Genomic DNA, 12,922 nt, shown 5'->3' with positions numbered 1-12,922 from the left:
GGTGATGGGAGAGGTCATGCAAAATTCCATGGCAATGCGGCATGATGCTCCGGCTTCAATTCAATAACCGTGTTGCACTCAGCTCCTGCAACCGCCAAGCGTCGTCTGCTGTACACCAACGATGTCACCAACTGGCTTCGCCGATTGGATGAGATTCTCAAGATCGCGCGTAAGTTACTCGACAAAGATGGCACGCTCGTGGTTGCTTCGCCCGATGGCGCTGCTAAACCTTTTCCTAAAGATTTCATGCTTAAGAATGTGATTGGAAACATAGCAATCGTCCCGAGCCAACCATTTTCTATTGATGAAGTTGAGAGTGCGATTTACACCAGTTATAAATTGACTCACCTGGAAGGTTTGCGCAACAGCTGTATCATCGAAAAAGAGTCTGACTATCGCAGCTTGGCGCCGGGTAGAGATCAACTGCTGGAGCTCAGGAAGAATTTGAATGAAATTATTAACTAAAGACTACGACTTTGAATTTCTCGCCGCTGAGTTTGGTGATATGGCGTTTCACATGTTTCACTCAGATGATTCGCTGTCCTATATCTCGTGTATCGCCTGCCTTTGTAAGGAATCATCAGTTATCGTAAAAAATTGGCGGGTAATCCAGAACCTTGTGTCGGTTCACCACCAACCTCCGGGAAACCTCGCGGTGTGGAACGTGTATATCGCTTTTGTGACGATCGGCACTGTGCCGATTTGGGATAAATACCAGATCGAAAACAACAAATACTCTGCTCGTAAATTGATAATTGATGGGTATGCTGAATTGCCCACGGTTGAGCAATTGACTGAATGTTTGGGAGAGCAGCTCCTAGGATCAGATTTGACGCTGGATCCTCGTGTTGCGGAAACCCGGGAACCATTATTGTCGCTGGAGAAATTTGTTCGGGGCGCGCCGTTAGATCAAAAAATTGAATCCAAGGAAAAGCGCGCGTCAATGATAAATCAAATCATAGAATCTCTGAATAAAAAATGAAAATCAAAAAGGTTGAAATTGAAGCATTTCGTGCTTACAAAATTAAATCAGAAGGCACATTCGATTTTACGAATGCTGATGATGTTCCTTCAAATTTTGTTGCGATATTTGCTCCTAACGGATTTGGTAAAAGCTCGTTTTATGATGCTGTCGAATGGGCGATCACGAATCATTTGGAGCGTTTAGGTGGCGACTACAATAGAGTTAATTATGAAGGCGCCGCCCGCGCGACCAAGGATGTGGACAAGGGGCAGGAGATTCTTCGAAATAAATACGTCGACGACGACGTTAAAACCAAGGTGGTTGTTTCAACTACGCTGCCTACTCCTTTTACACGAGAGTTGGGAAAAATACGCGTTAATGGACGCGACTTACGTTTTGGAGAAAAAGGGCGCGAGAACGATTATTTTCGGCGTGTCATCTTAAGTCAAGATGAGATTGACAGATTCCTCCGGGAGGCGAAACCGCAAGAGCGCTATACGAAGTTCATGGAAAATTTCGGCGGGGAAACTGAAAAGGCCCGCAAGGAATTGACTGCACTTATCCTTGATAATAAATCTGAGCTGATGGTTTTGGATTCTCAACGTGAAGCCATTATCGCCGAGTTGGATCAGCCTGTTGACCTCTCCATCTTTGATAATTTCAATGCGTTAGCTACACAGCTCAACGCCGGTGGTGAGAACATCTTGCTTGCGGACGAGAAATTTTCCGCTCAGGCTGAACATGCACTGAATGCAAGCCTTATCTCCCGACAGCATGAACTACACGTAGAGCATGAAGCTAATGTCCGGGCAGTTGACACTCTGGCTGATAGATTAGTAAAGATTTCTGAGATTGAACTTAATAGCCAATTTCTCATCGATCAGAAACCTATTTCAGCGCGTCTTGATCAGGGTGTAAAAGATGCTGGTGTCTATCAGGAGCTGCTGAACGCTCATGAGAAAAGCACAAGCGATGTTCTAGAAGCGAGTCAGCGCTCGGCAAATATTCTTGATATAATCAATCATTCCGTTGGGTTCTTTCAGTCTGAATCACGCCTAAATGAGATCGCCAAACGTCAAATAACGCTAGGAGATAGCCGATCAGGTCATGCCGCTCAGTTGTCAGGGTTTGCAAAGGCCTTTAGCGATCTTACCCAGGAACTCAAAGAGACTGATGATCGCGCTGCGTTTCTTAGGAGTTCCATCGATAATGCTGGGCCGATATATGCAGAGTTAACGTCTCATCGTGCGCGAATAGAGTTGATCGCTCAGCAAATTGCTGAGAAAGAGGTTTCGGTTCGCCTGGATACAGCAAAGTTAGATGGCTTTCAAGCCAACTTGAAGAAAGTGTCAGGTTTCAAACTTACTGCAAACTTTATCTTGTCTGCGGTTGAAGGCGCTAAATATTTAGGTCAAGAGAATATTGAGCGCTTGACTAAGTGTTTTACTGAGTTGGAATCCATTGATCTCCATGAGAAAACTGTGCATGTGACTCAAACAGCCTTGGCTAACCAGATGGGTGTGCATGAACGTTTGATTTCCACCGGCCTTGACTACCTCAGCGCATGGCCGTCAAATATTTGCCCGCTGTGCAGCACCCCACACGAAGATGCCGACAAGCTCAGGCTGAAAGTTAAATCGCAGACTCTGCTGTCGCGACTTAGTCAGGAAAACGCGGAATTCCTCGCGCAGTCGGAAACACGTCGTAACCAGCTGCTGGATGAAGTGAAATCTATCACGCGAGTGGCGGAAGAGGCACATGGGCAGCAGTTGGCTGACCTTCGCGGAACAATCAAGGGGTTGAGTGCAAGACTGGAGCTAATTGAGCGAGAAAAGTCTGATCTGGAGGTGGAAAAACGCGCCTTAGAGGACAGGGTCCACACACTCGATAAGACCGTATGGAGTCTCGCACTGGATGAGCTCTTGACCCGTGCTCAAGGCGAGATCGCTCAGCTTACACTCAAGGGTTCCGGACTTGTAAATCGCCAAACTGAGTTATCTGAAGAGATTACACAGCTCAATCGAAAGGTTTCACGGATTGATGCAGATTTGCAGGTGCTAACAACGGAAGCCGATACCCTTAAGTCCCAAGCGTCCTATCTGCTTGTCTCTCAGTACCTGGTTAATAACGGTATCAATTCAGCCCAGTTGGCTGAATATTGTCAGGCCGAGAAGAGTAAATTTGAATCTCAACTTGCTAACGCCAAGGCCGCTACTGATAAGCTGGCGACTCAGTGCCGCGCGCTCCAGCAGAAGATGGTGTCCGATGGGACGTGGGTGAGTTTTGCCCAGCTTCGATCTCAGAAAGATGGGCTTGATCTGGAATTGGCTCGCGCTCAGTCCGCAATCAACGCTTTCTATGAAAGCCTTGCCGCTTTGATGGTTGTTCGCTTAGAGGATAGTTTAGACCAAGTCAAAGCACTGATCACCAGTGAGCTCCAAACCCGTCGCTTGCGCACCGAGCAACTAGAAACCGCTGAAAACAGTTTCAAACTGCTGTTGGAATTGATGGCTTCCTTTAAGCCCTACATCAAGCGGTTATCCCTTCAAGATGAGTTGGCTGAACTGGAAATGAAGCTGGATCAGCGAAACCAGGTTGATATTCTCCTGAGTTCGGAGCGGTCGGCTGTGATCGAACAGCTGAAGACAATGATTAATAATTTCTTCTATGAAGATCTCATCAACGTTATCTACAAAAAAATTGACCCGCATCCATCCTTTAAGAAGGTAGAATTCAAGCCGGATTTTGACTCTGATAAGCCCGGTTTGAATATTGTCGTGAGTGACGAAGACGGGATTTTGATTTCTCCAATCCTGTACTTCAGCGCTGCTCAGTCCAACATCCTCAGTCTCAGTGTGTTTCTGGCCGGCGCGCTTCATGCCAAGGATGATCAAGGTAATTCGATCGATGTCGTGATGATCGATGATCCTATCCAGTCGATGGACTCCATCAATATTCTCTCAACCATTGATCTTTTGCGCAGTATCTGTCTACAGTTTGATAAACAAATTATCATCTCTACACACGATGAAAACTTCTTTGGCCTTCTGCAGCGCAAGATTCCAGCTGAGATTTTGGGCGCAAAGTTTCTGCAGTTAGAAAAATTTGGAGTGGTAGTGCCGATCGAGCCATTCCTAAATTAGCACGTTATCACGGAACGGATTAATTCGCCCCTTCCGTGATACACCACCCGGCGACGGAATATTTAGGGGTTGGTCTGACATCGCGCGGTATCTGCTAATCAATCAATTTGAGGAAATTGTTGTTAGCTGGAGGGGGCTACAAATTAGTTTGTCGTCAGATGCCCGTTGAGTAAGCTGATTTTACGCTGGCCTTGGACACTGCAGGTTCAAATATTTTGAAATGAAAACTGTTGAGATGCCGGTATCGAGTGCGCTTTCGGAGATCATCGCTACAGCCTCTGAATATGCGTAACTATCGCGGCTTAGTAGAGATCCGTAACTGACTTGAGGACCGCCGATGGCAACACCAATGATTGATTTCCGAGCCATCCGCACACATCACGGCAGCCAGCACGCGGGTTTCGAGGAGCTCGTCTGCCAATTTGCCGCGCTCGAGTCTCAGGGGGGCGTACCGTTCCACCGCAAGGGTGCGGGTGCCGACGCAGGACTTGAATGTTATCGAGTCGAGCCCAATGGCTCTGAAACTGGATGGCAGGCCAAGTATTTCTTCGAGCTTGGTAGCGGCGAAGCGGGGCAGCTCAAAGACTCCTTTGAAAACGCCGTAGCCAAGCACTCGGCACTCGCCACCTTCATCGTATGCATACCTTTCGACTTGTCTGACGGCCGTGTTGAAGGCCGCAAGTCTGAGCGCGATCGCTGGGATGACTGGGTGATTGCGCGTCAAGCTTCCATCGCGCCTCGTATAGTTGAAATCCAACTCTGGGGCGGCTTTCAGCTCACAGAACGACTCTCACGGAATGATCCACTGTATGTGGGGCGTCGTACCTATTGGTTCGATCTCCCTCATTTTGGGTGCGAATGGTTTAAAGACCGGTTTGCGATCAGCCGTGCCGCTCTCGGTCGTCGCTACACGCCAGAACTTAATATCGAACTGCCTATTCGTCAGGCGTTAGTCGCATTCGCACGAGATCCCGATTTCGCGTGCAAGATCATTGGTTGGGCTGATGATCTCGACGAGGCAAGACATCGTTCGCTACGCAGCATCGGCGCCGCGCTGGGGGGCACATGTGATATAGATTTCACTGCGCTTGGCGACCAAATGGCCGCGATATCTTCAGCAATTCGCGGCGTACCACTTGGCCCAGCGAATCTCATTCCACTCGGGGAATGGAGTGCTTTATTGGCGATTGCAGCTGCGGCGCTCAACCGCTGTCGGAGCGGAATCTGGGAGCTACGTCGGCAACCCGGTGCGGGTCAGGACAGTGGTCGCGACGGTCTTCATTTTGCCGAACATTTGCGCGAAGTGATCGATCGCGTTGTCGAGGAAATCAATGCCCCCTCGACCAACTTCGCTAATTCACACCGCCTGCTGCTGAGCGGAGAGGCGGGCGTTGGTAAGTCACACTTGCTGGCCGATGTCGCCGAGCATCATGTTGCGCAGGGCTTTCCCGCCGTGCTAATGCTTGGTGGAGCGTTCAGTGATGCGGAACCTTGGCGACAGATCGCCGAGCAGTTGGGGCTGACAAATGCTCCTCCGGACGCAATTCTCGGTGCGTTTGACTCCGCTGCCGAAGCAGCTGGCACCCGCGCGTTAGTGATGATTGATGCAATAAACGAGCGTAACGGTGTAGCGGTTTGGTCCGAGCGTCTTGCCGCGTTCCTCGCTGTTGCCGACCGTTTTGAACATGTAGCGGTTCTTGTCTCCTGCCGCTCCACCTTCGTTCCTTATATTGTGCGCGACCTCGATATGACCGCGTTACCTCGCTTGGAACACCCAGGTTTCGCAGGAAGGGCGGCTGAAGCCGCGCGTCGCTACCTCGACCAGCGTGGCATCGTTCGAATGGCAGCCCCGCATTTCGCGCCAGAGTTTGAGAACCCGCTGTTCCTGCGTACCTGCTGTGACATGCTTGAACGTCGTAATGAAAGCGAACTTCCGCGTGGACTGGCTGGCGTGTCGAAGGTTTTCGATTTTTATTTCAACGCGGTGGTCGAGACGCTCAATTTGCGGATGGGCTTGGCGCCAAGGCTAAAGCGTGTAGAGGCGGTCCTCACGGCGCTCACGGAAGAGATGGTAGTTGCCGGTACCGGCTATCTCTCAATTGACGCCGCGAATTCAATCATCGAATGTCTGCACAACTCAAGCGGTCTCGCTGAACAAAGCCTTTTCTTCCAGCTCGAAAGCGAAGGTGTGATCGCAGTTGAGCCAGTCGGTGACGGAGAAGAGATCAACGAGATGGTTCGCTTTACCTTCGAGCGGTTAAGTGACCATCGTATAGCCCAGAGGCTACTCAATACTCATGTAGGCGACGGCGATCCTGAGCCAGCTTTCATCACTGGGGGGGCACTCGCATCTTATGTGGCGGGTCGAGGCTCCTCCAGGTTCGCGGGCATCGCCGAGGCATTGGCTGTACAGTTGCCAGAGCGTTACGGCGTTGAACTCATTGACGTTGTCGACGGCAAGTTTTCCCGCTGGGAACTTGCTCATGCCTTTCAGCTCAGTCTGCTGTGGCGTCGACAGGACGCCTTCACCAAACGGACCCTGGAGCTGGTTGAGGAATGCGCTGACGTAATCGGAGGTGACGCAGTTCTTGAGACGCTGCTTGCGATCGCCACTGAACCTGACAATCTCTTTAATGCCGACCATCTTGACCGTTGGCTGCAACCGTTACCGATGTACGAGCGCGACATTGAATGGTCGATTCGCGCGACGCACATCGCCGTGGATGGCGACGGCGACGGCGCGATAGAAACATTGATCGAGTGGGTGCAAGCCAACGGACTTGAACCAATCGAGCTGCCGCGCGCTCGACTAGTCGCCATCACGCTCGCATGGCTTACTAGCCTCAGCCATCGTTGGGTCCGTGATATGGCGACCAAAGCGCTTGCGACACTTTTAGTAAATCGCCGTGAACTCGCCGCCCAGATGATCGAGAAATTCGCCAATGTTGACGACGCTTATGTTGTCGACCGCGTTCTTGCTGCTGCATATGGTGCGGCAACGCGAAATTCCAGCAATGAGGGACTGGCCGAACTCGCGCGAGTTGCCTTTGCGGCTGTGTTTACAAACGACCGGCTACCAACCCACGCGCTCGTTCGCGACCATGCGCGCGGGATCGTCGAGCTTGCCGCCAGCCGCGGCGTTTTGCCGGCGGACATATCGCTAGATTGCGCTCGGCCTCCTTATCCAGGAGGGAGGGCACTCGAGACGGTGACCGAAGAAACGCTCGGCACGTATGTTCAGAACTATAGCGGCAGCTTATTGCGTGATGAAATTTGCAGTTCCGCAGTCGAGGATGGTGATTTTGCACGCTACAAAATCGATAATCTTGCCGGCGACTTCCTGTTACTTCCACGCTCGGAGCATGGTCGTTCCATGCGTGAGATTTACGACGTCTGGTACTTGGAAGCGATCAAACCCCATCCGGCGCGTACCACGGCGTTTGAGCAGGTACTTAAAATTGCAGCTCGCACCAATTCGATGCCTACGGGGCTCTCGCTTTTTCTTCGTCAAGCTCACGACGAAGCCAAAAAACTGATGGAGGCGCGGCGTGCGTCCGAAAAAAAGCGAGACGCGACTATCAGCGACTTCGAGCGTCTTTTGGACGAGGGAGAGATAGAGGAATTTCGTATTCGTGCTGCCGGCTTTGTGCGCGGCCGCATGTGGGACGAGCGAGCCGTAGCCGGGCATCCAACATATGCTGGTGATAGGTCGCGCCATTGGGTCGCTTGGCGCGCGCATGAGCTTGGATGGACTCCAGAACGCTTCGCCGAATTCGACCGCGAGATGGCGGGCCATGACCGTAATGAGCACCGAGTCGAGCGCATCGGTAAAAAATATCAATGGATCGCCTACCATGAATTGACCGGACGTCTTTCTGACACCTCGCTCGTAGGTGGTAACTATCAGGAAGATCCCGAGCTCTTTCGCGGGCCTTGGCAAGTCGGCTCACGCGAGATGGATCCAACTATCCTTGTGACTCGTACTAAACAGCACGACTCGGATCGTCAAGGTCCGACTTGGTGGTCCCCTCATTTTTCGCGCTGGCGCGACGATCCGCCCGAATCGCGAGTCGCGTGGATGGAGGATCAATCGCGAGACGTGCCTGATCCAGTGCAGCAGATTGATGTCATCGACCCTGCTGGCCGACGCTGGCTCGTACTCGATACAAATGTTGGCCGTAATCATCTGGCTATGGTTAATGGCGAACGCGTGATTCATCGGATGACTTGGCACAAAGTTAAATCGATATTGGTAGCACGCGATGATGTTGAGCGTTTAACGGAGTTTCTAACCCAATCAGCAGATAATCGGGATCATTTTCCGGCATTCGATATGCCCCTGAATGGCTACCTTGGCGAGTATCCTTGGCATCCGGCATTCGAGACCATCGATGGAAGTTTCGAGATGGGTTCAGACGAAGCAATTCACACGCAAGCGACGGTAGCTGACTGGCGTGTCGAGCGATCAGGCCATGACTATTCGATTGAGGAAAGCTTCAATCTTACGGTTCCCGCTCCAGCGCTTATGCGTGGACTTCATCTACGTCTGGCGGAAGGACGGTCCCTTGCATACGCAACAGCAGATAGCAGAATTCTTTTTAAAGATCCGTCCGTTGACGAGCCCGGGTTCAGTGCGGCTGTTGTAGATCGCGATGTGATGCGGGCATTTTTGGACGCAGGAGGGTTGGAAATCGTGTGGGTTGTTACTGGTGAAAAAAGTGCCCATGGTGGACGGCGTCATGGCAATGGGTGGGGTGGAATGCTGAATTACAGGGGCATCTACCGATTTGATGGTGACTCTATCCGTGGCCGACTTGAGTTCGAGAAACAGGCCCCCCGGCCTGAGCAGCTAGCGGAGCTTCTGGCGCATCCGTGAAAATAAATGCTATCGGTGTCCGAATGAGGAGCGACATCAACGAGGTAATAGCATTAATAACGGACTTCGCTTTTAGTCTTGTCCGGCTATCAACCACGAAGCTGATTCAGCCGCAGTCGTTCGCAGGACCTCACCCCCACGTAAAAGGAATGACAATGAGTGATCAAAGTGGGTATCGGGCATTTCGTACCCATGCCTTAGAGCAAGGGCGAGACGCGGTCAAACGACTGGCCATTTCCGATTACGATGAAACTGCCGACGTTCACTCCAGATTTACTCAGCGGATTGCCTTAAGAGCGGCGCGGCGTTGGGTTCAGAACAATGTCAGCGAGCTGCTTGCCGAAGACTCTGACCAGGCACTTTATATCCGCCGAATGCTTGGCATACCCGCTTCGCAGTCACTGATTAAACCAGAGGAGTGGCCCTGGTATGGCAAGTTGGGGATATTCTTCGTTCCGCATTGGCTGACATGGCAATACACGCGTAGGCAGTTAGCAAAAACCCGCACCTACGAAGGACGCGCCTATCTTTACCAGACCTTTTACGACCGAGTCGTGACGTGTCGCTTGAACCGCTACACCCCGGCCGTTGATCAGGCCATACAAGGCATGCCGCTGCTCTCCTATGAACGCGCAAGACAGCTCGACAGACTGGATGCTGGCTGGTTCATGGCCGTGCGCAAGGTCGGCGTGGAGAGCTTTGCGAGGATCGAACATTATGCTCGCTATGGCAGCTTCAGATTGAAGGGCCCACTCGCCAATCTGCTGGTGCTGACCAATGTGGTGCAGACAGAATCGGAGCTGGCCTGGCTAGACTATCAAATGAAAGAGCGCTATCACGCGCCCGAGATCACCCCTGAAACCCTTCGCACCTTCAAACAGGCCATTGATCTATTGCTGGCCAATGGTGTTAAGCGCAAGCAGGTAGCGGGTATCTTTCGTCATGACCTGGATGCTATAGACCCAGATCGGCTGCAGGTAAACTTGCAACTGATTGTTGCTTCTGGCACAGCAGGCGCAGATGCCGTCTACGAGGTCATTGGAGAGTCGCTTTGGCGAGCTTCCAGCGCAAATTGGGCTTTTGTATTGGATGTGGTTAAGGCCCATTCAGCTGATCAGATTCAACACTGCAAGCGTATGCTGGACCATTACTGCGAGCCTTCTTCATTGTTGGTCGAGCACTTGATTGCTCTGGGCGCGAGCGTCGAAGACCTAGCGCATTGCCAGACGCTCATATTGGAGCTCAACAAAAAAGAGGGAGAGGGCGAACCGCTCGCCGAGATCGCGCTGTTGGCCGGTGCTCCATATTGCTTGAGCTTCGAGCAGATAGGGCAGTGTCGCACTTACCTGGCGCGCCCCGGAGCATTGCAGGAATACTTGGCAGTGCTTGAGCGACATGGGTATGGCTACCCTGAGGCAGTTCTGGGTTTTCAGCGTGCGTATACCGTCATCGGTGTCCAGAGCCTTGAGACTTGGCTTGTAATCAAAGGGCACCGTAAACCGCGTAAAGAGCGCGAGTTGGTTGACTGGATCATTCGCTGTGCTGGCACTCTGGCCGCCCAACCGTATCACTATCTGCTCACCGCCGTGCCCATGCCAGAGTTCAGTCATCTGTGCCAAGCGGAGCGCGTGGTACGGTTTGGACTAGGCACCTTGCAGTACTTAGTCGAGAACAAGGGATTGAACTCATTCAAAGCGATCATGGATTGGTACTACAAGGCACGTGGCGTACATACGCTTTGTTGCTGGGACCTGAATTCAACATCTCGTGTACTGCTGGACGATGCCTTCCGCCGTAACCACTTTGCTGCTTTCACTGAGAACCTGAGCTGTGTCATTAGAGCTATTGATGATCGGGTGGTAACGGACATCGGTTATCGCCACCAGCAACCGGACGACGCGGCATGCGAGCGCTACGACGAACGAAGGGAAGTTCTAGCTCAGGCCGAGAGCCTAAAACTTTTGCCTCGTTTACCAGCCATCCTGAACCAAACGGGCGGCGTCCTGCTGCCTAGCATGATTCGCCATGCGTGGTCGTCAGCTGAGCAGCTACAACAACAGATGGACGCATTGGTGCCGTTGCTAGAGAGCCTGCTAATGGGGCGCGGACCATCAGGCGCTGAGCTGCAGCCTCAGGAGGTTGAGGCTATATCCATGATCTACAAGGCTGATAGCCACAGCGTCAGGTCACAGTGGAAGAATGTCCTGGGTTTCGAATCGCAAATGGCTGGATTGGCATTGTGGGATGGTTACCCGATGCGCTGGGCGCGCTCGATTCGTCGCATGGAAAAGCGCCTTGAGCGCAGTAGTCTGCAGGCGCTGGTTCAGGCAAAGACGATCAGCGCGATGATCTGTTCAAAAAGGGACTTCACCGACGCGTGTCAGGCCATCCGTTCCAAGCGGCTATACGACAAGTCGCGTGACCCTCAGTCTGTAGCGGCCCATCTAGGTGCACTGTTCGCGGCGAGTCGTGAGGACTCATTGATCGGATCGTGGCTCGAAACCGACCTCGGACAGATAGCTGCCTTGGAGGATTTCAGTGTTGATATCTCGGAGGGGCTGGAGCAGCTCGACACGCTTTTCACCAGCACTTTGCCGGACGCTCTAGAGGCGCATATGCCGGCGTTTGTAATGAACTTCAACGATGAGCAGGCTGATAGCTTGGCCAAGCGAATGGTGGGTGAGGCTCATCTAGCTGGGTTGCAAACCGGGCGTGAAAGATTGCAGGTCGCACTTAGACATACCCAAGCAATTGTGCTCGCAACGTGTGCAAACTGGCTGAAGCGCGAGCAGGGGAAATTCACCGCTATGCCTGCTAACGACGAAGTCACTGAATTGCAAGCGTTCGTGTCAAAGTATCCGGCAGCGTTTTTCGCCAGACAAGCCGCGAACCTGTGCACGCGCGATGACACGGACATGTGGAAGGAGGAGCGGCACGCGCATATGGTGGTGTTTGACCCTGTGCAACGTCGGCTTGCGGGGATGGCCATGATCTATTTCGAATCGATCCCGGCGCTCCATCCAACCAAGCGTTGCCTGATCGTTCGCGCGATCAACCCGATGGATGAGATGTTGGCTACTCATACGGTACATAGCATCGTCAACGCGTTTTTCGATGTCGCCGTCAGCATCGCTCAAGAAAATGAGCTGGCAGCGGTGCTTTTCCCGAATCATGGCGGCATGCATCTCCTTTCCAATCAGAGCACTGTTGAGAAGTACTTCAAAAAACGCCTCATTGAACGCGCCGAGCCTTACCGTCAGATAGAGCCAGGAGCAAGCGCTGCGCACTGGCGTACCAGACCTAGGCGCCTGAGTACACGATTTTATGCTTATGCGCTGGGACAGCAGCAGGTTTCAGAGTTATACGTCGTTTGGGCGAATAGCCAAATCATTCTGCCGGCTCAGAAGCGCAGATCGGTTGAGTACATCAGCTAGGCATTTGACTGCTGCTCCTCACCGTGCTGAATTCGATGAGCTACGCTTGGCGACTCCCAACCAGTTCAACCAGAAGCAAAGCTTGTGGATCTCCCGTCCGGAGTAGTAAAGCAACTGCAAATCGATATCCGCAAGAGGTATGCGCCCCAAGGATACCCTCCCTACATCGTGCAACTGTCGGTGCATGCCAAGAATATCTTCGTCTACCACCTTTAAAAGTTTAAGTCTGCTAGGTAATGCGCAACCGGCTCCGCTTTAGTCGAGGCTGGCGCATGGACAAATGATCAGTGGAATGTGCGTTATTGATCTGGCCGAGAAATCCGACAAAAAGAAGTGCGGTGATTTATCCGTCGCATATGTTCCCCTTGCAAATTATTACTCCTCAGTTACCTGGGTCGGGGCTTATAAGGGCGAGATCTACTCGGTCGATAAGAATAAGTTGCATACTGTGGACGCCCAAACGTAGATCTTGTCCCCATGGACATTGACGCTTGCTCTTACAGAG

At 52.1% G+C, this 12,922-nt stretch carries 5 protein-coding genes; all 5 read left to right on the top strand.

Annotation, left to right across the window (positions count from 1 at the left end; translation table 11 throughout):
• Window positions 1–69: 69 nt before the first annotated feature.
• The 5 genes from BOP96_RS28580 (at window position 70) to BOP96_RS28560 (ending at window position 12,417) form a co-directional block, all read left to right on the top strand.
• Window positions 70–465, top strand: a complete 396-nt coding sequence (locus BOP96_RS28580) for an ABC-three component system protein (protein WP_175563020.1) — start codon at window positions 70–72, stop codon at window positions 463–465.
• Window positions 449–982 (top strand): ABC-three component system middle component 1, encoded by a 534-nt coding sequence (locus BOP96_RS28575; RefSeq protein WP_073454676.1) that lies wholly within the window; start codon window positions 449–451, stop codon window positions 980–982. The genes BOP96_RS28580 and BOP96_RS28575 overlap by 17 nt, the downstream gene beginning before the upstream one ends.
• Window positions 979–4,107 carry an AAA family ATPase gene (locus BOP96_RS28570; RefSeq protein WP_073454675.1) on the top strand — a complete coding sequence of 1,043 codons (3,129 nt, stop codon included), beginning with the start codon at window positions 979–981 and terminating at the stop codon, window positions 4,105–4,107. Before BOP96_RS28575 ends, BOP96_RS28570 begins: the two co-directional genes overlap by 4 nt.
• A gap of 337 nt (window positions 4,108–4,444) precedes the next feature.
• On the top strand, window positions 4,445–8,983 hold the full coding sequence (locus BOP96_RS28565; RefSeq protein WP_073454674.1) for an ATP-binding protein: 4,539 nt from the start codon (window positions 4,445–4,447) through the stop codon (window positions 8,981–8,983).
• 155 nt (window positions 8,984–9,138) lie between these two features.
• On the top strand, window positions 9,139–12,417 hold the full coding sequence (locus BOP96_RS28560) for a hypothetical protein (protein WP_073454673.1): 3,279 nt from the start codon (window positions 9,139–9,141) through the stop codon (window positions 12,415–12,417).
• The last annotated feature ends 505 nt before the right edge of the window (window positions 12,418–12,922 follow it).

This window comes from Pseudomonas sp. FSL W5-0203 (assembly GCF_001896155.1).
Lineage (GTDB): Bacteria > Pseudomonadota > Gammaproteobacteria > Pseudomonadales > Pseudomonadaceae > Aquipseudomonas > Aquipseudomonas paracarnis.
Note: the sequence above shows the minus strand (reverse complement) of the source record. Positions and strands in the feature narration are given on the sequence as shown.